Annotated in this window: 24 protein-coding genes; 16 read left to right on the forward strand and 8 right to left on the reverse strand. The window is 63.1% G+C overall.

The window, feature by feature from the left end:
• Positions 1-142: 142 nt before the first annotated feature.
• The 4 genes from ACT67G_RS04075 to ACT67G_RS04090 all read right to left on the reverse strand — a co-directional run bounded on the left by ACT67G_RS04075 (position 143) and on the right by ACT67G_RS04090 (position 4,425).
• On the reverse strand, positions 143-1,045 hold the full coding sequence (locus ACT67G_RS04075) for a GDSL-type esterase/lipase family protein (protein ID WP_443663085.1): 903 nt from the start codon (positions 1,043-1,045) through the stop codon (positions 143-145).
• Between the two features lie 172 nt (positions 1,046-1,217).
• Positions 1,218-2,453: a dicarboxylate/amino acid:cation symporter gene (locus tag ACT67G_RS04080; RefSeq protein ID WP_443663086.1), complete on the reverse strand. Its 1,236-nt coding sequence runs from the start codon at positions 2,451-2,453 to the stop codon at positions 1,218-1,220.
• A 217-nt stretch (positions 2,454-2,670) separates the two neighbouring features.
• The gene (locus ACT67G_RS04085) at positions 2,671-3,381 is read right to left on the reverse strand and encodes an aspartate/glutamate racemase family protein (protein WP_325246493.1); all 711 of its coding nucleotides are present in this window, start codon (positions 3,379-3,381) and stop codon (positions 2,671-2,673) included.
• A gap of 126 nt (positions 3,382-3,507) precedes the next feature.
• Positions 3,508-4,425, reverse strand: a complete 918-nt coding sequence (locus tag ACT67G_RS04090; RefSeq protein ID WP_325246491.1) for a sugar phosphate nucleotidyltransferase — start codon at positions 4,423-4,425, stop codon at positions 3,508-3,510.
• A 156-nt stretch (positions 4,426-4,581) separates the two neighbouring features.
• Here ACT67G_RS04090 and ACT67G_RS04095 point away from each other — a divergent pair, with 156 nt between their 5' ends.
• The 12 genes from ACT67G_RS04095 (at position 4,582) to ribF (ending at position 15,257) form a co-directional block, all read left to right on the forward strand.
• On the forward strand, positions 4,582-4,998 hold the full coding sequence (locus tag ACT67G_RS04095; protein ID WP_325246489.1) for a Fur family transcriptional regulator: 417 nt from the start codon (positions 4,582-4,584) through the stop codon (positions 4,996-4,998).
• Positions 4,985-5,698: a metal ABC transporter ATP-binding protein gene (locus ACT67G_RS04100; protein ID WP_443663087.1), complete on the forward strand. Its 714-nt coding sequence runs from the start codon at positions 4,985-4,987 to the stop codon at positions 5,696-5,698. The genes ACT67G_RS04095 and ACT67G_RS04100 overlap by 14 nt, the downstream gene beginning before the upstream one ends.
• Complete coding sequence (locus ACT67G_RS04105) at positions 5,695-6,507, forward strand: metal ABC transporter permease (RefSeq protein ID WP_443663088.1); 813 nt, start codon at positions 5,695-5,697, stop codon at positions 6,505-6,507. The genes ACT67G_RS04100 and ACT67G_RS04105 overlap by 4 nt, the downstream gene beginning before the upstream one ends.
• Before the next feature lie 219 nt (positions 6,508-6,726).
• Entirely contained in the window at positions 6,727-7,188 is a 462-nt protein-coding gene (gene rimP, locus ACT67G_RS04110; RefSeq protein WP_325246483.1) for a ribosome maturation factor RimP, read from the forward strand.
• Between the two features lie 54 nt (positions 7,189-7,242).
• Complete coding sequence (gene nusA, locus ACT67G_RS04115) at positions 7,243-8,415, forward strand: transcription termination factor NusA (RefSeq protein WP_326216624.1); 1,173 nt, start codon at positions 7,243-7,245, stop codon at positions 8,413-8,415.
• A gap of 25 nt (positions 8,416-8,440) precedes the next feature.
• The gene (gene rnpM / locus ACT67G_RS04120; RefSeq protein WP_325246479.1) at positions 8,441-8,719 is read left to right on the forward strand and encodes an RNase P modulator RnpM; all 279 of its coding nucleotides are present in this window, start codon (positions 8,441-8,443) and stop codon (positions 8,717-8,719) included.
• Positions 8,709-9,485 (forward strand): L7Ae/L30e/S12e/Gadd45 family ribosomal protein, encoded by a 777-nt coding sequence (locus ACT67G_RS04125; protein WP_443663089.1) that lies wholly within the window; start codon positions 8,709-8,711, stop codon positions 9,483-9,485. Before rnpM ends, ACT67G_RS04125 begins: the two co-directional genes overlap by 11 nt.
• Before the next feature lie 81 nt (positions 9,486-9,566).
• Positions 9,567-11,933 carry a translation initiation factor IF-2 gene (infB, locus tag ACT67G_RS04130; RefSeq protein ID WP_325246475.1) on the forward strand — a complete coding sequence of 789 codons (2,367 nt, stop codon included), beginning with the start codon at positions 9,567-9,569 and terminating at the stop codon, positions 11,931-11,933.
• 141 nt (positions 11,934-12,074) lie between these two features.
• Positions 12,075-12,458, forward strand: coding sequence for a 30S ribosome-binding factor RbfA (gene rbfA, locus ACT67G_RS04135; RefSeq protein ID WP_443663090.1), 384 nt, complete (start codon positions 12,075-12,077; stop codon positions 12,456-12,458).
• Positions 12,459-12,461: 3 nt separating this feature from the next.
• Positions 12,462-13,421, forward strand: a complete 960-nt coding sequence (locus ACT67G_RS04140; RefSeq protein WP_443663091.1) for a DHH family phosphoesterase — start codon at positions 12,462-12,464, stop codon at positions 13,419-13,421.
• Between the two features lie 37 nt (positions 13,422-13,458).
• The gene (truB, locus tag ACT67G_RS04145) at positions 13,459-14,325 is read left to right on the forward strand and encodes a tRNA pseudouridine(55) synthase TruB (protein ID WP_443663092.1); all 867 of its coding nucleotides are present in this window, start codon (positions 13,459-13,461) and stop codon (positions 14,323-14,325) included.
• Positions 14,326-14,339: 14 nt separating this feature from the next.
• Complete coding sequence (gene ribF, locus ACT67G_RS04150; RefSeq protein ID WP_443663093.1) at positions 14,340-15,257, forward strand: riboflavin biosynthesis protein RibF; 918 nt, start codon at positions 14,340-14,342, stop codon at positions 15,255-15,257.
• Between the two features lie 54 nt (positions 15,258-15,311).
• Here the strand turns inward: ribF and ACT67G_RS04155 are convergent, their stop codons facing one another.
• Complete coding sequence (locus ACT67G_RS04155; RefSeq protein WP_325246465.1) at positions 15,312-15,584, reverse strand: hypothetical protein; 273 nt, start codon at positions 15,582-15,584, stop codon at positions 15,312-15,314.
• 70 nt (positions 15,585-15,654) lie between these two features.
• Positions 15,655-17,685 (reverse strand): SpoIIE family protein phosphatase, encoded by a 2,031-nt coding sequence (locus ACT67G_RS04160; RefSeq protein ID WP_443663094.1) that lies wholly within the window; start codon positions 17,683-17,685, stop codon positions 15,655-15,657.
• A gap of 218 nt (positions 17,686-17,903) precedes the next feature.
• On the opposite strand from ACT67G_RS04160, the gene dusB reads away from it, so the two are divergent.
• The 4 genes from dusB to ACT67G_RS04180 all read left to right on the forward strand — a co-directional run bounded on the left by dusB (position 17,904) and on the right by ACT67G_RS04180 (position 21,219).
• Entirely contained in the window at positions 17,904-18,872 is a 969-nt protein-coding gene (gene dusB, locus ACT67G_RS04165; RefSeq protein WP_325246461.1) for a tRNA dihydrouridine synthase DusB, read from the forward strand.
• 33 nt (positions 18,873-18,905) lie between these two features.
• A complete protein-coding gene (locus ACT67G_RS04170) occupies positions 18,906-19,514 on the forward strand; it encodes an RNA polymerase sigma factor (protein WP_325246459.1) in 609 nt (202 codons plus the stop codon).
• A gap of 2 nt (positions 19,515-19,516) precedes the next feature.
• A complete protein-coding gene (locus tag ACT67G_RS04175; RefSeq protein ID WP_443663095.1) occupies positions 19,517-20,473 on the forward strand; it encodes a zf-HC2 domain-containing protein in 957 nt (318 codons plus the stop codon).
• Between the two features lie 239 nt (positions 20,474-20,712).
• The gene (locus ACT67G_RS04180; protein WP_325246456.1) at positions 20,713-21,219 is read left to right on the forward strand and encodes a QueT transporter family protein; all 507 of its coding nucleotides are present in this window, start codon (positions 20,713-20,715) and stop codon (positions 21,217-21,219) included.
• A 65-nt stretch (positions 21,220-21,284) separates the two neighbouring features.
• Here the strand turns inward: ACT67G_RS04180 and rd are convergent, their stop codons facing one another.
• Complete coding sequence (gene rd / locus ACT67G_RS04185) at positions 21,285-21,443, reverse strand: rubredoxin (protein WP_325246455.1); 159 nt, start codon at positions 21,441-21,443, stop codon at positions 21,285-21,287.
• Positions 21,444-21,530: 87 nt separating this feature from the next.
• Positions 21,531-23,828: a polysaccharide pyruvyl transferase family protein gene (locus ACT67G_RS04190; protein ID WP_443663096.1), complete on the reverse strand. Its 2,298-nt coding sequence runs from the start codon at positions 23,826-23,828 to the stop codon at positions 21,531-21,533.
• Between the last annotated feature and the right edge of the window lie 11 nt (positions 23,829-23,839).

Genomic DNA, 23,839 nt, shown 5'->3' on the forward strand with positions numbered 1-23,839 from the left:
CACAACAAACCAGTTTAATTGAATTTATTTTACACAATTCCCGCCAAAGCGTCAAGGCCGCCGGTACAAGTCTGCACTTTTTGTGCCTCTTACACAAAAAACGGGGGGCCGCATTCCGGTCCCCCCGTCCCTTATGCTGTTTTTATCCGTCCACCGGATGTTCCTTCAGATATTGCAGCCAGGCCTGGCAGCCGGCAGGATTGAGATGCACACCGTCAAAGGTCCAGTCTGACCGCAGGCAGCCCGTCTCATCGGACACCGCAGAGGCAACATCCAGGTACACGCAGCCCTTCTCCTGCGCCAGATCCTCCAGCAGGGCGTTATACTCCCGGATCCGGGCGTTGTTGACGTAGGTCTTCTTGTCGTCCTGGGCCTGAGATACCGGCAGGATGGACTGGATCACCACCGTGGCGTCCGGATGATCGGTCTGGATCCGGTCAATGACCTTTTCATACTGATCCCGGAAAGTCTGTGAGGACACCCAGCCCAGCTCGTTGACCCCCAGCATGACATAAACCTTGCTGCACTCCATCCCGGTGAGGGCGTCCATAATGGGCACCTTGCCCGCCGCCGTCTGCTCCGTGGCCTTGGTAAAGATGCTGGACACCGTGGCTCCCACCGAATAGAGGTATTGCCCCTCCTTCAATCCGCTGTAAAGGTGGAACCCCTCCGTACGGGAATCCCCCACAAACACGGTGTCGGAAAAGTATGTATCCTCCACAGGGGCCGCCGCCTCCGGGGGCGTTACGGTCTTCTCCTGCACGGCCGGTGCCTCCGGCTGTTCCGCCGTCTGCTCCTTGTCCTGCGTCTTCTGCCTGGGAGCCTCCCGGACCAGCTGCCGCTTTTCCGGCATCCTGCCGTCTGTGGAGGCCACAGTCTCCGTGGGTTCCGCCGCCGCAGTGCTGACGCCGCGGCTTTGATTTTCCAACGTGGCCGCCACCACGGAAACACACGGAACCAGCAAAGCGCAAAGGGCCGCTGCCAGCATCAGCGTCCCCAGCACCCGGACGCCGCTTCTTTTTTCTCTTTGCCGTCTTCTTTTCATGTGATCCGCTCCTTTACCGTGGCTCCTCGACTTCTTTCTACTATATTAGACGCGCGGGAGGAAAAAAAGTCGAAACAATTTGTTGAAAAAACAGTATCAAATTGGAGACAGTAAAAGAGAGCGGGGAGACGGCCTTCCGTCTCCCCGCTCCACAGGGCGGCTCTCTTTGTGATTACTTCTTCAAAGCGGCAGCCTTGCCGTCTTCCCAGCGGGTGACGCAGACGGAGCAGGCAATGTCGCCGGTGACATTCAGACAGGTGCGGCCCATGTCGAAGAGACGGTCCACAGCCACGATGAGGCCGATGTAATCCACGGGGATGTTGATGGCCTCCAGCACCATGGCCAGCATGATCATGCCGGCGCCGGAGACGCCTGCAGTACCGATGGAGGCCAGGGTGGCGGTGACCACCACCAGCACCATCTGGCCGATGGTCAGGTCCATACCGGAGCAGGCCGCCAGGAACACGGTGGCCACGCACTGGTAGATGGCGGTACCGTCCATGTTGACGGTGGCGCCCAGAGGCAGGACGAAAGCGGCGATATCCTTGTCGGCACCCAGTTCCTCAGCGCACTCCTTGGAAACCGGCAGCGTGGCTGCAGAGGAGGTGGTGGTGAAGGCGAACATCATGGCCGCCGCCGCCCCCTTGAAGAACCGGATGGGGCTCATGCCGGCGAAGGCCTTGGCGGAGAAAGAATAGACCACCACAGCGTGGATGATGTAGCCGATATAGGCGCAGCCGATAACCAGAGCCAGGGAACCCAGGATCTCGGCGCCCTGGGTAGCCACCACCCAGGACATATAGGCGAAAACGCCGATGGGGCTCAGGGCAATGATGAAGTCCATCAGGCGGTTGATGACCTCATTGGCAGAGGAGACGATATCCCGGCACAGCTTGCCCTTCTCGCCGGCCGCCATGATGGCGCCGCCGAAGAACAGGGCAATGACGATCACCTGCAGCATGTTGGCGGTACGGAAGGCCTCCCACATGTTGGAGGGGAAGATGCTCACCAGGGTAGCCATAAAGCCGTCGAACTCCGCGGCCTCATAAGTGGCGCTGCCCAGCTCCTGGCTGAGATCCGGGAACAGTCCGGCGCCGTTGAACACATTGGCCAGCACCAGGCCGATGACGCAGGCGATGGCGGTGGTGACCAGGAAGTACAAAACTGTCTTCCAGCCCACGGCGCCCACTTTCTTCATATCATCCATGGACAAGATGCCGTCGATCATAGAGATCAGCACCACAGGCACCACGATGAACTTCAGCAGGTTCACGAAGATATCGCCAAAGGGCTTGATGTAATCTGCGGTGATGCTGGACAACCCTGCAGCACCCAGGACAGCGCCCACCACAATGCCCAGCAGCAGGGCAATGAGAATCTGTACAGGCAGGCTGACTTTTTTCTTCATTATCCTCACCTCTCCGATAATTTTCCTCCCCGGCCTGCGGAAAACACCCCAGGCCGGATTGGATGGTGAGGTTATTATAATGCATTATGAACAATTTGTAAACGCCAACAGGTCCGGTTTTGAGCATTCCGCAAATTTTCCGGATATTATTTTCCGAATTTTGGAAAAATTTCTCACTAAATGGACATTTTCTTTGTCTCTGTCCCTCCCCGGCGTACTACTCCCGGGGCCGCAGTCCGTAGCCGCAAAATGACACGGCCCGGCGGGCAAGCTCCTCTGTGGGATCCACGGCAGGAGCGGTGATACGCAGCATGGAAAAGGCCAGAGGCAATTCCGTGCAGCCCAGGATGAAGTAGTCCGCACCCCGGCCCGTCATGGCCGCCAGTACGCCACGGAACGCATCCTCCATGGGAGCCAGGGAGCTCCCCTGCTTGACGCCGTCGTAGATCACCTGCATCAGCACATCCCGCTCCGCCTCCTCCGGCAGAAGATACGGTACGCCGTGCTCTTCCAGGGTATGGCTGTAGATGCCGCTCTCCAGCGTCCCCCGGGTGGCCAGCACGCCGGCGGTTTTGCCGGGGAAGCGCTCCCGGCAGGTGTCGGCCGCCGCCTCCAGCATACTCAAAAAGGGCACCGGCGTCAGGGGCTGGAGCCGGGGGAGAAAATAGTGCGCAGTGTTGCAGGGCATGATGAGGCAGTCCGCTCCGCACGCCGTCAGCTTCCGGACGGAATCCGCCATCTGGGGCACCGGATCGGGCCCGCCCCGTAAAATGGCCGCCGTGCGGTCGGGAATGGCGGCATTGGAGTCGATATACACCCGGACGTGGTCATTGTCGCAGGATGCGTCGGTACACGCCACGATTTTCCGGTAAAGATCCACCGTGGCCATAGGCCCCATACCGCCGATGATGCCGATACTCTTTTTCATATTGAATGTTCCTCCTTTTGCGGCGCCAAGGCATCCATCCGGCCTCCGCCGCAGCAGGCCGGTACCTGGGTTCCATGGTTCCAAAAAAACAGCACCCCTGCCTTCCGGCAGGGGTGGGATGAGCCGTTATTCCCGGAGGCTCTCAGGATAGGCACCGGTCTCATGGAGACGGCGCAGCTCCTGGGCCACCACCTCCCGATCCTGTCGGTAGGTCATGCCGAACCAACGGTCGGCGGAGTGGAGGACGGAAACCTCCAAAGCCCCCTTCTGCATCTGCTGATCCACCATCATGGGCAGCAGGCACTCGGCCTTGATATTGTCTCCGGCCTCGTTGCGCAGGAAATCCTCAAAATATGTCTTCAGCGCCGGGAAGATGCTGGGGGCAAAGCCCCAGAAATTCATGGACACCACCGTGTCCGGCGCCAGAGGCCGGTCCTCCGCCAGATCCCGCAGCGTCCCGTCGGGATAGAGCTGAACCTTCAGGGCCTCCCGCACCGTCTGAAGCTTGCCGTCCCGGACGGTACACACGCCCCGGGAGACGGTGCCGTGAAGGCTGGCGGTATTTTTGAGCAGATAGCCCACCATGGTGGCTTTGCCCTGGGCAGGCAGGCGCACCAGCTCCTCATAGATGGTACGGTAGGCGTCGATGCCGTAGTAATCGTCGGCATTGATGACGCAGCAGGGCTCGTGAACCACGTCCGCCGCGCACAGCAGCGCGTGGACCGTGCCGAAGGGCTTGGTGCGCTCCGGCGGGATCTGGTAAAAGTCCGGCACGGAGGAGAAATCCTGATAGGCGTAAGCCACCTCCACCGGGCTTCCGTCCCGGGCGGTCTTTTTGGCCAGGTAGCCGCCGCAGATGTGCTCCATCATCTCCCGCATCTCCGGTTTGATGATGAAGACGATCTTGTTGAACCCCGCCCGCAGGGCATCGTAAATGGAATACTCCATCAAGATCTCGTTGTGGGGGCCAATGCCGTCCACCTGCTTGCTCCCCCCATAGCGGGAGCCCAGGCCTGCTGCCATGATGACCAGTGAAACTTTCATCGTTCCGCTCCTTATTTTCGTATTACGCTCTCTTGCGCAATCTTTTCCTCTGCCTGTACCATACCCTATTTCCAGGATTTTTTCAACCGTCTTGACTTTTTTTTACGGGGGGCTATAATACGATAATGATTTTCATTTTCAAATCAGGAGGCAGCCATGCCATACAGCACCAAACAACAACAGGCAGTCCTGCGCTGCCTGGAAAGCCGTGAGTCTGAGGCTCTCTCCGCCCAGGAGCTGGCGGAGGAGCTGCGCCGGGAGGGTTTTTCCGTGGGGCTCGCCACCATATACCGCCAGCTGGAGCGGCTGGAGGAGGCGGGAGTCGTCCACAAGGTGAACACCGAAAGCGGCGCCTTTTACCTCTACTGCTCCCACGGGGAGGGGCGCCGGGACTGCTTTTTGCTCAAGTGCCAGCGCTGCGGCCGGATCCGCCACCTGGACTGCGACCATCTCAAAGATCTTTACGAACATCTGGAAACCGCGCACCACTTCCGCATCGATCCCCGGCGGACTCTCTTCACCGGGCTTTGTGAGGAGTGTGCCCGGGAGGAGGACACCCATGGAAACCAATGAACTGATCGTCTGCCGGGACGTATCTCTGGGCTACGAGGGGCAAAGCGTCCTCACCCACCTGGACCTCACCATCCGGGCGGGGGATTACCTTTGCATCGTAGGAGACAACGGCTCCGGCAAGTCCACATTGCTGCGGGGCCTTCTGGGCCTGCTTGCCCCTCTCTCCGGCACCATCGACCGTTCGCCGGAACTCCAGCGGGGCGCCATCGGCTACCTGCCCCAGCAGACCCGGGCTCAGCGGGACTTCCCCGCCACTGTGTATGAGGTGGTGCTCTCCGGCTGCCTGAACCAGAAAAAGACCCGGTTTTTCTACTCCGCCGCCCAGAAGTCCGCGGCCCTCATGAACCTGGGCAAGCTGGGGGTTCTGGAGCTCAAGGACCAGTGCTACCGGGATCTCTCCGGCGGCCAGCAGCAGCGGGTGCTGCTGGCCCGGGCCCTGTGCGCCGCCTCCAAGCTGCTGATTCTGGATGAGCCCATCACCGGGCTGGATCCCGCCGCCGCCCAGGATCTCTACAAGATCCTCAGCTACCTCAACCGCAAGGAGGGCATGGCCGTGGTCATGGTGACCCACGATCTCAAGGCCGCCCTGCAGAGCACCCGCACGGTGCTCTGCATCGGCCGCAGCAGCTATTTTCTCGGCTCCGCGGCGGACTATCTCGCCTCCCCCCTGGGGAAGCGCTTTCAGGAGGTGGAGGGATGAGTCTTCTGGAGATGTTTTCCTATCCCTTTATGCAGCGGGCCCTGGCGGCAGGCATTCTGGTGTCCCTGTGCGCCGCCTTGCTGGGGGTGCCCCTGGTGCTCAAGCGGTACTCCATGATCGGCGACGGCCTCTCCCACGTCTCTTTCGGCGCCCTGGCCATCGCCGTGGCCCTAGGGGTGACGCCCTTGTACTTCTCCATCCCTGTGGTGATCCTGGCGGCCTTCTTCCTGCTGCGCATGGCCAGCCATCCCCGCTGGAACAGCGACGCCGCCGTGGCGGTGATGAGCGCCTCGTCCCTGGCGGTGGGCATCATGGTCATCTCCTTTACCACCGGCATGACCACCGATGTGGATAACTACATGTTCGGCAGCGTTCTGGCCATGACGGAGGCGGATGTGGTGCTCTCCGTGCTGCTCTCCCTGGCGGTGCTGGCCTGGTTCGTGCTCTTCTATCACAAGCTCTTCGCCGTCACCTTTGACGAGAGCTTCTCCCGGGCCACCGGTCTGAAGGTAGACCGCTACAACACCCTTTTGTCGGTACTCACTGCCCTGACCATCGTGCTGGGCATGCGGATGATGGGCGCTATGCTGATCTCCTCCCTGGTGATCTTCCCGGCCCTCACCGCCATGCGTTTGTTCAAAAGCTTCCGGGGGGTGGTGACCTGCGCCGGCATCACCTCTGTGGTGTGCTTCTGCGTAGGCCTCACGGTCTCCTGGGTGTGGTCCACGCCGGTGGGTGCCTCGGTGGTGGCGGCCAATCTGGCCTTTTTTCTCCTCTCCTGCGCCCTGCGGGCCATCCAAAATCGGTAATTTTGACGCCGGAGGCACGGTTTTGCCGTGTCTCCGGCATTTTTTCGGCGGATTTTCCCATAATAATGGCAAGAAAAGGCTTGCGCTTTATGCTCCGCTATGGTATAGTGCATATGTTAGATGTGTAAGGTATGCGGAGTGGACCGGTGGTCCGCTCTTTTTCTTGACCTTTTTCCCCTGCTTAAAATTTGCAGGGATTGCCAGTGAGGAGGCGTGTCCATGAAGAAAATCACCGAACTGACTGCGGAGCTGGCGGCTCCCGCCATCGCCGAACAGGGCTGCACCCTCTGGGATGTGGAGTACGTCCGGGAGGCAGGCACCTGGTATCTGCGGGTACTGCTGGACAAGGAGGGCGGCGTGGACATTCTGGACTGTGAGGCCGTGTCCCGGAAGCTCTCGGACCTTCTGGATGAGGCCGACCCCATCGAGGGCAGCTACACCCTGGAGGTGGGCTCCGCCGGCGCCGAGCGCGCCCTGAAGCGTCCCTCTGATTTCCAGCGTTTTCTGGGCTCTCCCGTGCTGGTGAAGCTCTACCGGAACCTGGAGGGCCGCAAGGAGTTCCCCGGCAAGCTCTCCGCCTACGACGAGGCCACCGGGGACGTCACCATCACCGACGGCTCCGGGGAGCGCACCTTCCCCAAGAAGGACGTGGCCCTGGTCCGCCTGCGGGTGGAATTCTAAAGACACCATCATCCGTCGGAAAAAGACGTATATTATAAAGTAAGGAGCATTACCATGAAAGGCAAAAAGCAAAAGGAGCCCGTGGGCTTCAACCCCGCAGAGATCTTTGCCGCCCTGGCCCTGCTGGAGCAGGAGCGGGGCATTCCCCAGAGCTTCATGATGGATAAGATCATCCAGGCTCTGACCACCGCCTACAAGCGGGACCATGAGGGTGTGGAAAACGTCATCGTGGACGTGGACGAGGCCCACAAGGATCTGCGCATGTACGTACAGAAGAACGTGGTGGAGGAAGAGGACTACGTGGATCCCGCCAACGAGATGACCGTGGAGGAGGCCAAGCACCTCTCCGCCAAGTACAACGTGGGCGACATCGTCAACATCCCCGTGGACACCGTGGAGTTTGGCCGCATCGCTGCCGGAAACGGCAAGCAGGTCATCATCCAGGGCCTGCGGGAGGCCGAGCGGGGCATGGTGTACGACGAGTTCAACTCCAAGCAGCATGAGATCCTCACCGGCGTGGTGACCCGCATCGATCCCCGCACGGGCAACGTCTCCCTGCGCATCGGCACCGGCAGCGAGTCCACCGAAGCCCTGCTGCTCTCCGGTGAACAGGTTCCCGGCGAGGAGCTCACCGAGGGCAGCCACATCAAGGTCTATGTGGTGGAAGTCCGCCGGTCCACCCGGGGTCCCCAGATCCTCATCTCCCGGACCCATCCGGGCCTGGTCAAGCGCCTGTTCGAGCTGGAAGTCCCTGAGATCTACGACGGCACCGTGGAGGTCCGCTCCATCGCCCGGGAAGCCGGCAGCCGCACCAAAATGGCTGTGTGGTCCAACGATGAGAACGTGGATCCCATCGGCGCCTGCGTGGGCCCCAAGGGCCAGCGGGTAGCTGCCATCGTGGAAGAACTGCGGGGCGAGAAGATCGACATCATCAAGTACAGCGAGGATCCCGCCACCTTTATCGCCGCCGCCCTGGCTCCCGCCGACGTGGTGGATGTGCGCATGGCGGAGGAGGGCAAGGCCTGCCGTGTGCTAGTGCCTGACGATCAGCTGTCCCTGGCTATCGGCAAGGAGGGCCAGAACGCCCGCCTGGCCGCCCGCCTTACCGGCTACAAGATCGATATCAAGCCTGAGAGCTATCAGGAAGAGGAGCCCGCTGCTTCCCAGGAGGAGGCCCCCGCTCAGGAGGAAGCCCCCGCTGAGGCTGCGGAGAGCACCGAAGAATAATTTCCATAGAAAGGCGGCCTGACGGATGCCGAAAGTAAAAAAGATCCCCCAGCGGCAGTGTGTGGGCTGCCGGGAAATGAAGGATAAGAAATCCCTCTTGCGGGTGGTGCGCTCTCCCGAGGGGCAGGTCTCCCTGGACTTCGGCGGGAAGAAGCCCGGCCGGGGCGCCTACGTCTGCCATAATGTGGAGTGCCTGCGCAAGGCCCGGAAAACCCGGGCTCTGGAGCGGGCCTTCGAGGTGACCATCCCGCCGGAGGTGTACGACGCCATGGAGGCAGAGCTGGGAGGTGCCCATGGAGATTGACGCTGTTTTGTCCCTGCTGGGCCTGGCCCTGCGGGGCGGCCGGCTGGTCATGGGTGAGGAACCCGTGGAGACAGTAGTCCAGGCCCGGGATGCCCGGCTGCTGCTCCTGGCCTCCGATGCCGGAGACACCATCGCCCGCCGGTGCGCCTCTTTCGCCCGGGTGGGCCAGTGCCTGTACCTGACCCTTCCCGCCACCAAGGCGGAGCTGGGCCACGCCCTGGGCCGCACCTCCGTGGCCCTGGCCGCCCTGACAGATGTGGGCCTGGCCGCCGCTGCGGCGGACCGGCTGGCCCAGCAGGACCCGGCCCAGTACGGCGAGATCGCCCAAAAGCTGCACCTCAAGCAGCAGCGGGCCGCCGAGCGCCGGGCCGCTCCCCGGGCACGGGAGAAAGCTCCCAAAAAGGCCGCTCCCCCGCCCCGGAAAAGGCCGGAGAGCCGGGAGGCAGGCCGCGGCCGCAAGCCCAGCGAAGGGAGCGGACAGCCGCCCCGCAGGGAAGGCGGCCGGGATTTTCGCTCCCAGCAGGGCAAACCGCCTTACGGCAAGCGCCCCTATGACAAAGAGCGGAGCGCCTACGGCTCCGGCGAAGAACGGGGCCCACGCAAGCCCTACGCTGAGCGCACCGCTTCCCAGGGACACCGTTCCCGGGATTGCTTTTCCAACAGCCATTCCCCGGGCGGCGGACGCTCCTCAGGGAGAACCGCCCCCTATGCCCACAGCCGCCCGGTGAAAAAGGGCAAGGGCTCCTTCCGCAAACGGGAGGGCTGAAATCCGGATGGAGAGATTCCTCCGGCAAATGCTTGAAAAAATTCCCCAGCCCTCGGGTTGGAGCGTAACGAGGTGTTTTGATTGGGTATTGAGAAATACAGAGTGCATGAGGTGGCCAAGGACTTCGGCCTGCCCACCAAGACCATTACGGAGATCCTCACCAAGTATGTGGCGGCCCCCAAGAACCACATGCAGGTGCTGACGGACCATGAGCTGTCCGTGATCTTCGATTATCTGACCCAGCACAATCAGGTCTCCGGCATCCAGGTGATCTTTGCCGACACCTATCAGGAGAAGGCCAAGGAGGCCCCTGCGGCTCCGGCGCAGAAGCCGGCAGCTCCCCAGCAGCCCGCCCAGCAGCAGGCGGCCAAGCAGGCCCCGCAGCAGCAGGCGGCTCCGCAGCAGAAGAATCCCCAGCAGTCCAAGCCCCAGCCGGTGGTGTCTCACCCCACCACCCGGGTGCCTCAGAAGAAGATCGTGGATACCCGCAAGGGCGGCGACGTGAACCTTGCCAAGTACGATGAGCGTCTGGAGACTCTGGGCGGCGAGCGGGCCGACCGGATGCAGCGCCAGCAGCGGGGCGGCAAGGAGAAGATCCGCTCCAACAGCCAGCGCCGGGGCATGCCCATGTCCAACAAGCGCCGCCAGGACGAGCAGGAGAAGATGCGCCGCCTGCAGCTGGAGATTGCCAAGAAGGCTCCCGTGAAGGTCATGATTCCCGACGAGATCAGCGTGGGCGAACTGGCCAGCCGCATGAAGAAGACCGGCGCCGAGGTGGTCAAGTGCCTGATGAAAAACGGCGTCATGGCCTCCTTGAGCCAGCTCATCGACTTCGACACCGCAGCCATCATCGCCGAGGAGATGGGCTGCAAGGTGGAAAAAGAGGTCACTGTCACCATCGAGGAAAAGCTCATCGACGACCACGAGGATAAGCCGGAGGATCTGGTTCCCCGCGCCCCCGTGGTGGTGGTCATGGGCCACGTGGATCACGGCAAGACCTCCCTGCTGGACACCATCCGCAATACCTCCGTGGCTGCCGGCGAGGCTGGCGGCATCACCCAGCACATCGGCGCCTATCAGGTGCAGGTGAAGGGCAAGCCCATCACCTTCCTGGATACTCCCGGCCATGAGGCCTTTACCTCCATGCGTGCCCGGGGTGCCATGATCACCGATATCGCCATTTTGATGGTGGCTGCCGACGATGGCATCATGCCCCAGACCGTGGAGTCCATCAACCACGCCAAGGCCGCCAATATCCCCATCATCGTGGCCATCAACAAGATCGATAAGCCCGAGGCCAACCCCGACCGCGTCATGCAGCAGCTGACGGAATACGGCCTGGTGCCGGAGGAGTGGGGCGGCGAGACCATCTGCTGCAAGGTCTCCGCCAAGAAGAATATCGGCATCGACAACCTCCTGGAGATGGTGACCCTCACCGCCGAGATGGAGGAGCTCAAGGCCAACCCCAACCGGGCCGGCCAGGGCACCGTCATCGAGGCCCGGCTGGACAAGGGCCGGGGCCCCGTGGCTACCCTCTTGGTGCAGAACGGCACCCTCAAGCAGGGCGACATCATCATCGCCGGCACCGCCGTGGGCCGCGTGCGCACCATGACCGACTACAAGGGCGCCCGCCTCACCCAGGCCGGCCCCTCCGTCCCCGTGGAGATTGCGGGTCTTTCCGAGGCTCCCGAGGCCGGCAGTCCCTTCTTCGCCGTGGCCGACGAGCGTATGGCCCGGGAACTGGTGGAACAGCGCAAGGCCGAGGCCCGTGCCAAGGCCGCCGCGCCGGTACAGAAGGTCTCTTTGGAGAATCTCTTCGACCAGATCCAGGCCGGCGAGCGCAAGGAGCTGGCCCTCATCGTCAAGGCCGACGTCCAGGGCAGCGTGGAGGCGGTGAAGGCCTCCTTGGAGAAGCTCTCCAACGACGAGGTCAACGTCCGGGTTATCCACGGCGGCGTGGGCGCCATCAACGAATCCGACGTCATGCTGGCCGCCTCCTCCAACGCCATCATCGTGGGCTTCAACGTCCGTCCGGACGCCGCCGCCCGGGACGGCGCCATCCGTCAGAACGTGGATATGCGGATGTACCGGGTCATCTACGACTGCATCGATGAGATCACCGCCGCCATGAAGGGCATGCTGGCACCCAAGTTCCGGGAAGTGGTTCTGGGCCACGCGGAAGTCCGCCAGACCTACAAGGTCTCCAGCGTGGGCACCGTGGCCGGCTGCTATGTCCAGGACGGCAAGATCGTGCGCAACTGCTCCGTGCGGGTGGTGCGGGACGGCATCGTGATCCACGAGGGCGCCCTGGCCTCCCTGAAGCGCTTCAAGGACGACGCTAAGGAAGTGGCCGAGAACTACGAGTGCGGCCTCACCGTGGAGAAGTTCAACGACATCAAGGAAGGCGACATCATCGAGGCCTTCACTATGGAGGAGATCCCCAGATAAGGGAGTACCATCCCTTCCCTTTTATGAAGAACTCCAGCGACCTGGGCGGGCGGATTCGCCCGCCCAGATATTTTTATCCGGGCCCGCTCCCGGATGTAACATTTCTTTCATTTCTTTTTCCTCTGGAAGGAGGTCATTTCTATGCCTAGTAACCGTATCGGCCGTATCAACGAGGAAATCCAGCGGGAGCTCAGCGACCAGCTGCGCCGTCTGAAAGACCCCCGGGTCTCCCAAGTGGGTATGGTCTCCATTACCCGGGTGGACACCACCGGCGACCTGCGCTATGCCCGGGTCTATATCTCCGTATTGGACAAGGCCCAGGAAAAGGATGTGCTCAAGGGCCTCAAGTCCGCCGCAGGTTTTTTGCGCCGGGAGCTGGGCCGGGCGCTGCAGCTGCGCTATACCCCGGAGCTGCAGTTCATCGCCGATGACTCCATTGCCCACGGCGCCCATATTTTGGAGGTACTGCGCAAAGTGGAACAGGCTGACGAGGCCCGGGGCTCCGCACCGGAAACGGAGGAGTGAGCCATGCTGACGGTATCCGAGACTGCCGCCCTGCTGCGGACCTTTGACAATGTGCTGATCCTCACCCACGTGCGCCCCGACGGAGACACCGTGGGCTGCGCCGCAGCCTTGTGCGCGGGACTCCGTGCCCTGGGGAAGACAGCGTATCTGCTGCCCAATCCCGAGCTCACGGACACCTCCGCCCCCTATTTCCTGCCCTATGCGGCGCCGGAGGACTTTACCCCGGACCGGGTGGTCTCCACGGACATTGCCACCCCCTCCCTGTTTCCGGAGAACGCCAAGCCCTACCTGGAGCGGGTGGATCTGGCCATCGACCACCATCCCTCCTTTGAACATTTCGGCAAGGCCAACATCGTCCGGCCGGAGGCGGCGGCCTGCGGCGAGCTGATGTACGACATTCTGGCACACCTGGGCCCCATTACGGCGGAGATCGCCCTGCCTCTTTACGTGGCGGTATCCACCGACACAGGCTGCTTTGCCTACGGCAACGTCACCCCTCAGACCCACGCGGTGGCGGCAGCGCTGATGCGCACCGGCATCGACTATCAGACCGTCAACAAGGTGTTTTTCCGCACCAAGAGCCGCAAGCGCATGCAGCTGGAGGCCGCCATGCTCAGCGGCTGTGAGTTTTATGACGGCGGCCGGGTAGCCCTTCTCACCGTGCCCATCTCCCTGATGGAGCGGCTGGAGGCCTCCGAGACCGATGCTGAGGATCTCAGCGCCCTGGGCCCCCAGATCCAGGGTGTGGACTGCGCCATCACCCTGCGGGAGCTGCGGCCGGACGTTTGGAAGATGTCTCTGCGCACCGGCAGCCGGGTCAATGCCACGGCTGCTGCCGCCCTGCTGGGCGGCGGCGGACACGCCGCTGCCGCCGGCTGCACGGTGGAGGCGCCCCTGGAGGATGCCAAGCGCAGGATCCTGGAGGCTGTAGCCCAGGTAGCACCGGACTTCTCCGCGACCTGAGCTGCTCCATCTACCCTAGAAAACGGAGGAATCCGCAATGCCCAACGGCATCATCATCATCGACAAGCCCCAGGACTGGACCAGCATGGACGTATGCGCCAAGATCCGGGGCATCCTGCATGAAAAGCGGGTGGGCCACGGGGGGACCCTGGATCCCATGGCCACCGGCGTACTGCCGGTCTTTGTGGGACAAGCCACCCGGGGCGTGGAATTTGCCGAGAACGCCCGGAAGGAATACGTAGCAGGGCTCCGTCTGGGCCAGATCACCGACACCCAGGATACCTCCGGCCATGTGCTGGAGACCCGGCCGGTACAGGTGACAGGGGATCAGGTAGCGGCAATCCTGGAGCGGTTCCGGGGCCTCCAGCAGCAGATCCCGCCTATGTACTCCGCCATCAAGGTGGGGGGGCACAAGCTCTATGAGCTGGCCCGCAAGGGCCAGGAGGTGGCCCGCAAGCCCCGGTCCATCACCATCTATGAACTGGAGCTTTTGGAGCAGGTGAATGAGACGGATTACCTCCTTCGCTGCCTGTGCTCCAAGGGCACCTACATCCGCACCCTCTGCCACGATATCGGGCAGGCCCTGGGCTGCGGCGGCACTATGTTCAGCCTCCGCCGCACCATGGCAGCGGGCTTTACAGCAGACCAGGCGGTGACGCTGGAGGATGTCCAGTCCCAAGGCGAGGCGCTGCTGCTGTCCACAGACAGCCTCTTTTCTGATCATCCCATTTTGCTGCTCAAATCCGACAAGATGGAAAAGCGGGTCCGCTGCGGCAATCCCATCACCATGCCGGGCACCCCCGACGGCACCTACCGCATTTACAGTCAGGACCGGCAGTTTCTCTGCCTGTCCCAGGCCAGGGACGGCACCCTGACCTCTCTCAAGAATTTTTTTGGAGCGTAAGGACGGATCTTCCCATGAAAGAACGTGTCATTGCCCTGGGCTTTTTCGACGGCGTCCATCTGGGTCACGGCGCGCTTTTGCGCCGGACTGCCCAGGAGGCCGCCCGCCGGGGCTGTACTTCCGCAGTATTTACCTTTGACCGCCCCCCCAAGGAGGTGGTCAGCGGCATTCCCTGCCCCCTCATCAACTCTCCGGCAGACCGCCGGGAGCTGATACGGCGGCTTTACGGCATCGACGAGGTCATCATGGTCCCCTTTGACCAGGAGATGATGACTACCCCCTGGCATCAATACTTAACGGACATCCTGATGGAGCGCTATCACGCCGTCCATCTGGTGGCCGGCCACGACCACCACTTCGGCCACAAAAACGAGGGCTCCCCGGAGCGGCTGGTTGCCGCCTGCGGGGAGCTGGGCCTTGGCTGCGATATCATCCCCAAGGTGGAGGTGGCGGGCATTGAGGTGAGCTCCACCTATATCCGGCGGCTGGTGGAGCTGGGCCAGATCGACCGGGCCAACCGCTTTCTGGGCCACCCCCATGTGATGACGGGCCCTGTCCGCCACGGGCGGGGCATCGGCTCTTCCCGGCTGTTCCCCACCGCCAACCTGGAGATCCCGCCCCATGTGCTGGTCCCCAGCCACGGCGTCTATGTCACCCGGGTGACCTTGCCGGACGGCGGGCAGTACGCCGCCGTCACCAACGTGGGCACCCGCCCCACGGTCAACAACGGCACCGACGTGACCGTGGAGGCCTGCCTGCTGGACTTCCAGGGGGATCTGTACGGCACCACGGTGCGCCTGGAGTTTTTCCACAAACTGCGGGATGAGATGCGCTTTGACTCCATGGATGCCCTGCGCATCCAGATCGCCGCTGACGCAGAGACCACCCGGGCCTACTTCCGGGATCACCCTGACGGGGTTGTGGAACAATAACCGAACAAAAGAGGAGGCTGCCTGCGGCAGCCTCCTTTTTTGCTGTTTTCAACCTTACACCAGCCACACGGTCAGCCATACCAGGCCGATGCCCGCAGCCCCCATGAGGGTATAGACCGCCGGAGACAGCTCCCGCCAGGCCCGGGTCAGACGCCCGTGGTCTCCGCCGGCGTAATTGCGGGCCACCCGGCGGGCCTCCTCCACCAGCTCCTGGGCGGTGACGCCCTGTCCGGCGGCGTCGTTGCGCACCAGAAAGATGGCCTGCTCAAAATACCGCTGATCCGGAGAGTCAATGACGACTACACGTCTGGAAATTCCTTTCACCATATCCGTTTCCTCCTGCCATTTGCGCTTGATACTTCCATTTTGTCTCAGCCGGGGAAACTTTATACCGTGCTTACACCTTTTTTGCCGGCGTCTCCGGCAGATATAAAATCTGGATTCCGCAGTCGTCGTCCAGGGTCTCCCGGTGCCGGCTCTCACTGAGGAGGAAATTGGCCAACGTCTGGGGATCGTCTCCCGACCAGCCTGCCAGCAGATCCTGAAGCCACTCGTCCCGGGCGGGATCCGCCACACCGTCGCTGATCATCACCAGAAAGCTCCCCGGCTCCAGGGTGAGGTTGGTGACATCCGGCGCCGCAGGTGCCCCCCGGAGCCCTGCAGGCAGTGTGCCGCCGGTGATGCGGCGGACGGTTCCGGACTTTTTCAGGTAGCTGGGAGCCGCACCGAATTTGTACACCGCTGCCTCCCCCGTCTCCGGACGGCAGGTGACCAGGTCAATGGTGGTGAAGCTGCCGGTATCCGCCCCCCGCAATGCCATGGCGGAGTTGAGCGTCTTCAAGGCCGCTTCGGGAGCGATCCCCGCCTCCAGGAACTGGCGCAGCAGCCGGCAGGTGAGGGCCGACTCCTTCCGGGCGGCCTCACCGCTTCCCATGCCGTCCGCCAGCAGCAGACACAAAAGGCCGCTCTCCGTGCGGAAGGCCGTCACCGTGTCGCCGCAGGCAGTCTCCCCGTCCTTGGGCCGCAGGGCAGCGCCGATGCGGTAGGTGTTTCCCTCCCCGGAGACGGGACTGGTCTCTCCCAGCCCGGCGGCGGTGGCCGTCAGCAGTTCACTGAGCTGGGCGTACTGGCCCCGGGCGCTGCGGCGGGTCTCCTCCAGCTGCCTCCGGTACTGGCGGCGCAGGAGGTAGGCGGAGAGCTCGCCGTTGACGGCGGTGAGGAAATCCGGCATATGGATGCAGCGGCTGGAAAAGTAGCCGGGGAAATCTTTGGCCAGGGCCCGGCCCCGTTCCAGAAGATAGGGCGTGGCGTCGTTGAGGGCATTGAAGGTGCCGCTGTACTCCCGCTGCCAGCAAAGCTCGCACAATGCACAGCCCCGGCACACCTTCTCCGCCGCCCGGTCAAAGACGATGGCCGGGTTTTCCTCCGTAGCGGGAGCCGGAAGGCGGTTCATGCTCTCATACAGATCCCGCAGGGCCCCGGCGGCGCCGGTGAGCTGGGCTTTGAGCCGTTCCAGCCCTGCCGGGGCCTCTAAGGGTTCCGCCCGCTTGACCCGCTTGCCGCCGAAGAGCCTGCCGGGCAGCAGCAAAAACAGCACCGCCCCCAGTCCGGCCTCCGCCAGAAGCGGTGCGCGCAGTTCGCCGGACACCGGCAGCGACGCCAGCAGCGACGCGCACCAGAAGACGGCAGAAGCCCCAATCCGACGCCCACCGCTCCGGCTTCCGGCCAGAAGGCCGCCCAGGCCCCAGGCCGCCGCATAGAGTACGGTACCGCTGCCGCTGCAAAAGTCCGCCGCAAGCCCTGCGCCCAGGCCTGCTGCCGCACCTGCCGGAAGGCCCCGCTCATAGGCGGTATACACCAGCAGCAACCCCAGCAGGCTCCGGCCCACGGAGACCGTCAGGATCTCCACGTCCGCCAGCGCCAGCAGCAGCGAGCCCACCAGGAACAGCAGGCTGTCCGGCTCCGGCCGCTCCTGAAAAAGCGGACCGTAAAACCAGGCGGAAAGCCCCACCAGCACCGCAGCGGCGGCGCACAACGGCGCATCCCGCAGCGGCGAGAGGGACTGGGCCACATAGATCCCCGCCACCGCCAGAAAGAGGCCTGTCCCCGTCAGAGGCAGGAAGCTGCGCCGCTCCATCAGCCAGCTGTCGCGGAAAGCGCAGGCGGTGGTGAACACCAGAACCACCGCTGCCAGAAAGGGCAGGGCGCTGTAAAAATCCATGAATACCGCCGCTCCCAGCACCGTCCCCGCCAGGGCGGCGGCCCCTTCGGCCCCTCCCCCGGACGCGCTGGCAAAGCCCAGGGCGAAAGGAGCGTAGCCCCCCGGCGTCTGGGAGGCAGTCAGCGCCGCTGCCAGGAAAAAGCGCACGCCCAGCCGCAGCAGCCGTCCCTGCTGTTCCCGCCCCAATATGATGTGTCCTTGCCGCAAAGCATGTCCCTCCTACATGGCCGCACAAGGCGGCTTCTTTGGTAGTTTCTCCCATTTTAGCGCCGCTGCCGGAAGAAACCCGTCGGGAAAAGCAAAGGGCTCCAATTTCCCGGCGGGGAGAAAAGTTTTCCGCCCTCCACCCCCCAAGGTGGACTTTTTTCGTCCCATATGGTATGATGGATGAACATTTTGAAGTCCCAGAGAAGGAGTTTTTACCCATGAAGATCGGAACCGTGGACATTCCCTCCCGCCTGGCGCTGGCCCCTATGGCCGGTGTCACAGACGCCGCTTTCCGCCAGATCTGCGCAGAGCTGGGGGCGGGCTATACCATCACGGAGCTGATCTCCTCCAAGGCCCTGTGCTACCACGACAAGAAGACCTTCTCCCTGCTGACCCAGTTCCCCGGGGAGCATCCGGCGGCGGTGCAGATCTTCGGCAGCGACCCCGTCTGCATGGCGGAAGCCGCCCAAATTGCCCTGGAACACACGGGGGCCGATATCATTGACCTCAATATGGGCTGCCCCATGGGAAAAATCGTCAACAACGGCGACGGCGCCGCCCTGATGAAGGATCCGGAGAAAGCCGGACGCATCGTGGAGGCCGTGGTGAAAGCCGTGTCCGTGCCGGTGACCGCCAAGTTCCGCCGGGGCTGGGACATGGGCAGCTGCAACTGCGTGGAGTTCGCCCAAACCCTGGAGCAGGCGGGGATCTCCGCCGTGGCCGTCCACGGCCGCACCCGGGCCCAGGTGTACAGCGGCAAGGCCGACTGGAACTGCATCCGGGCGGTGAAAGAGGCGGTGCATGTCCCGGTGATCGCCAACGGCGACATCTGGGAGCCCCAGGACGCCGCCCGCATCCTGCAGCACACCAAGGCGGATATGGCTATGATCGGCCGGGGGTGCTTTGGAAATCCGTGGCTGTTCCAGCAGGCCAAGGCGGTGCTGGAGGGGACGGAGGTTCCGCCTCTGCCTCCCCTGGCGGAGCGGTGTGAGACAGCGGTGCGCCAGTTTGAGCTTGCGGCCCGGTACAAGGGCGAGCGGGTGGCGGTGCTGGAGGCACGGCGGCACTACTGCTGGTATCTCAAGGGGGTGCCCCACTCCGGTTACTACAAGGAACAAATCGTGCACATGAACACGCTGGAGGACGTCTACCGGGTGACCCGGGGCATCCAGCGGGACCTGACGTGACAGCGGGCGAGGCCCGCAAATGAGGGTTGCAGGATGAACCATACACAAGAACAACAATGGATCGCCCAGGCCCAACAGGGTGACCAGGAGGCGTTTGAACAGCTGGTACACCTGTATGAAAAGCGGATCTATGCACTGGCGCTGCGGATGTGCGGCAATCCCGAGGACGCCGCGGAAGCCGCCCAGGAGGCCTTCCTGGCCGCCTGGCAGGGGCTTCCTTGCTTCCGGGGAGACGCCAGCTTCTCCACCTGGCTTTACCGGCTCGCCAGCAATTCCTGTGTGGATCTGCTGCGCCGGGAGGGCCGCCACCGCCAGGCGGCGGGGCCGTCCCTGGACGATGAGGAATCCGGCCCCAGTGTGCCGGACAGCGCACCAGGCCCTCAGGAGGCCGCGGAGCGGGAGGATCTGCGCCGCCAGATCGAAGCAGGACTGGCCTCCCTCTCTCCGGAGCACCGGCAGGTGCTGATCCTGCGGGAGATCCACCAGCTCAGCTACGACGAGATCGCCGGGATTCTGAAGTTGGATCTGGGCACCGTGAAGTCCCGGATCAGCCGGGGGCGCAGACAGCTGCGGAATTTTTTACTCGCTACCGGGAACTTTTCCGCGTTCGCTGCGTCCAAAAAAACAGGAAAGGAGGGCTGACCATGGAACCTTGTGAAAAGCTCTCAGCCCTGCTGGACGCCTTTATCGACGGAGAACTGCCGGAGGCGGAGGCCAATCAGGTCCGCCGCCATCTGGCGGAGTGTGAAAACTGCCGGGCCTATGTGGCGGACGCCTTTGCCGTGCGGGACGCTTTGGAAGACCTGGCGGATGTCCAGGTGCCGGAGGGATTCTCCCAAACTGTCATGGACGCTGTCCGCAGCGCCCCGCCCCAGGCCCGCAGCAAGCGCCGCCCCCTCCGCCTCGTGCGGATCCTGGCGCCGCTGGCCGCCTGCCTTGCCATTGCGGCAGTGGTGGGGCTGGGTCCCCTCAGCAGCCGGATGACAGAGGACGCGGCCCAGGCAGCCTCGCAGGAGTCCTGCCAAACGGAAGATACCATCCAGCCACAGGAGCGGGATGTCTCCACAGAGCCCCAGACGGCATCCAACGACAATGCCGCCAACGCAGGAGCGGCGCAGTACTTTGCTTCGACCTCCGACTCTGCGGGGAGCGGCCAGACGGAAACCACCCAGGAGGACACCGTGCAGGCTCCGGCCTCCCTTCCGTCCACCTTGCAGACAGCACCGCAGGAGAGCACTCCCCAACAGGAGGAAGACACCGCCCGGAAGGAGACCACGCTGATTCAGGATGTCCCCGCCTCCATCACCACCGCCCGGGTGGATGAGGAAAATTCCGATGGTGAAACGGGCGCCTCCAGTCCCCAGGAAAATACGGTGGAATGCTTTGCTCAGCTGACGCTGACGCCGGATCAGGCGGGCACGCTGCTGGACGGGATGGACGCATCAGAGGTGGTCCGGGATCCGGACACCGGGGCGGAGCTCCAGCGGATCTACTATCTGGATCAACAGCAATTCCAGGATTTGACCGCTCAGCTGGAGGACGTCTCCTGGACAGATTCCGGCAGCGGAGAATGGGCCAAAGTCGTGGTAGTCATGCAGTAAAAAGAGGGGGAAATGCGAAAAAATTTCGCATTTCCCCCTTTTCTTTTTTCCGGCAATATGGTATGATGCCTCCTGACAGGTTTCCACACCCTGTCCAAGCGTCTCTTTTGAGGCGTTCGTTCGGCAAAATGGAGTGTTTTGCCGTTCTCTAAACAAAAAATGGAGGCTGCGCGCGGCCTTACCGTGCGTTTTCCTTTGCTGCGCGTGCAACAGGCCTCCAAATCAGGAGGTCTTTTTTCATGTCCAAACCCCGCTTTACCACCCGGCAGCTGACCACAGCCGCCATCATCGCCGCCGTGTACACGGCCCTCACCACCCTGCTGCCCATCCCCCAGTACGGCGGCGTGCAGCTGCGGGTGGCGGAGGCCATGACGGTGCTGCCCTTCTTCTTCCCGGAAGCCATCGTGGGACTGACGGTGGGCTGCTTTTTGTCCAACCTGCTGCTCTCTCCCATTCCCATGGACTGGATCTTCGGCACCGCCGCCACGCTGCTGGCAGCCCTGTGGACCCGCCGGATGCCCAACAAGTATCTGGCTCCCCTGCCGCCGGTGATCTGCAACGCCGTCATCGTGGGCGCGGAAATCGCCCTGTTCTTCATGCCGGAGGGCACCGCCTTCCTGCCCGCCTTCGCCCTCAACGCCTTTACCGTGGGCCTAGGCGAGGCCATCGCCTGTTATGTGCTGGGATTGCTGCTGCTCAGCTGGCTGCCCCGGGTGAAGGCCCTTCATCTGACTGCCCACGCCTGAATCCTCTCCCACAAAAAATCCCCGGCTCCTTACGGAGCCGGGGATTTTTTACGCAGACAGAGAAATCACACCTCGGAGAACTCTTCCTTGCCGACGCCGCAGACGGGGCACACCCAGTCAGCGGGCAGATCCTCCCACTTGGTGCCGGGGGCAATGCCGTTATCGGGATCGCCGGCGGCCTCGTCGTAAATATAGCCGCAAGGACCGCACTCGTACTTCTTCATGGGGGTTACCTTCCTTTCTTCTGATTACTTTTCCTGAGGATATCCTAACAGGAACTGCTTTATACTGCTATGGTATTTGCAACACTGTTATTTTCTCAGCTTCTTCCGCAGGCGGGCCTTCACCTCCGGTGAAAGCACCCGGGCAGCCAAGGCCACCGGAGGAGCGGGCAGCTTAAAAAATTTTCGTCGTACCTGCTCAAAGGGCTCCATGGCGTAGGCCGCGAAAAAGGCCGTCCGCTGAGGGCTGGGCGGGATGGGAGAGGCCAGCCGGGGATTTCCGGCGATGGCCCGCTCCGCCGGGAACGGCCGCTTTGCCAGAGGCAGCTGGTCGAAGATATAGCTGCCGTGGGGCGTGTTCACCAGCAGCAAGCTCACCCCCCGCAGCTGCTCATCCGGCAGCTCGTCCGGGGCAAGGCCCCAGAAATCTCCCAACGTCAGATCCCCGGGCCGGGTCATGGAGGCATAGGGACAGTGGTGGCAGCTGCTGCGCAGGAACAGCGCCCGGCCAAAGGCCCGGCCGTACTCCGTGCGGAACAGCGGCGCGGAGTCCACGGTCCCGTCGCTGAAGACGGCGGTGAAGTGGCTGTCCTTCCAGCCGGAGACCTTGTTGCGGAACCGCACCGTCTGAAGCTCCCGGTGCTTGTGCTCCTGAAGGGATTTTGCCATGTCCTCCCACACGCCGGGAGAGGGCACGCCGTGGCACACCAGGTCGCAGGTGGTGAGATTCTCAGGCCGCTCCCCCAGGTAACGGTAGAGGCCGTCCACCTGACAGGGAGTCCCGGAGAAGAGCACCGGCCGGGTCTTGAGCCATTTCTTCACTTCCCGGAAGGTATCCCCCAGGTCGCTTTGCACATACTTGGCGCCCCGCAGACGCCACAGCTCCTCCTTGCGGAAGCAGGCCACATGACGCAGATGGCAGCGGCCGTCAAAGGCGGCTCCGAAAACCACGCCGCCGCTCTCCAGCACATACTCCGCCAGGGCGGTAAACACGCCGCCGGAGGTGGAGTCCCGCCGGATCTCCTCGCTGCGGTTCCAGGCAGCAAAGACTGCCGGCAGCGCTCTCCCCTCCCGGGGATGGAGGATCGGGCAGGCGGCGGTACAGCGGCCGCAGTGGACGCACTTGCTCAGATCCACCTGGGGACGGAGGAACCCCTCCTTGTCCCGAATCATGGCGATGGCGTCCACGCCGCAGGTCTGGGCACAGGCGGTGCAGCCGGTACAGCGGGTGCTCTCCGCCAAACGGGGTGCCCTGTTCTTCGGGGCGGGCGTCTCCGCCGTGGCAGGCTCCCCCTCATCCCGCAGAGCCCCGGCCAGATAGCGCAGGGACTCCTGCCGGGCCTCCTCCAGGCGGGACTGGGCGGCCGCCCAATCCACCGGATCATCCCAGGCGGCGCTGTCCCCCTTGCCCACAATGCGCTCCGTCAATCCCAGTCGGCTCAGGAGGCTGAAGGTACGGGAGCTCTCCGGCTCCGCCATCTCCGAGGGGGCAACGGCGGTAAAGAAAGGCTTTTGGAACTGCACGGAAAAGACCGTGCCGTGGAAAGAGTTGGTGCACACATAGCTGGCATTTTGGAACCAGCCCAAAAACTCCGCCGGGCCGGCGTCCAGCACCTGTTTGGCCCGGGGGAACACGCTGCGGCGCATGCCGCAAAGCTGCACCACCGGCAGCCCCGTCTCCTCCGCCAGGCGGCGGATATAGGGCACCAAGGGCGCCGGGTCGCTGATGCAGTAGCACAGGATATAGCCCGGCTTTCCCTGGAAGCGGGCCATCTCCCCCCACTCCTGCGCTGTCAGCAGCAGTGTGGGATCCAGCACCACCGGCACTTTCTGTCCCAGCACCTCCTCCACGATGTGCTCTCCCTGCCGCTCCCGGACGGAAAGGTGGGAGAAGGACTGTAAATACCCCCGCAGCTCCTCCTCCATATTCTCCGGCACATGGGGGATGCCGAAGGAGGGGGCGTAGGCAATCTTCCGCTTGGTGGAAAAGGCCCCGAAGAATACCGGGTCGAACTTCCCGTCAGGGAAAATCTTGGGGTTCCAGATCTGGTCGCTGCCGGAGAGGATCACGTCATAGGGAAGCTCCGCTGCCCGCAGCTCCGCCAGGCTCTCATAGTGATGCGGGGAAATGCTCAATCGGGTGCGGGCAAATTCCTCAAACCGCTCATACCGGGCCTTCAATGGCCCGTAGTGCAGGGCCGTATGGGCGTCATGGGCGGCGGACCCGATGCCTGTGGGGCGCTGGAAGAGGCGGTTGTCCTGGTTGACATAATAGTCAATGATCTCACATTCGCTCCCCAGGCGCTTTACTGCTTGCTCCGTGGCGCAGGCCTGGAGCAGCGCACCGTAATGATGAATATGATAAAAGGTCACAAGTCCTGTTTTCAAGGATAGACTCC

Source organism: Dysosmobacter sp. (assembly GCF_052306735.1).
Lineage (GTDB): Bacteria > Bacillota > Clostridia > Oscillospirales > Oscillospiraceae > Oscillibacter.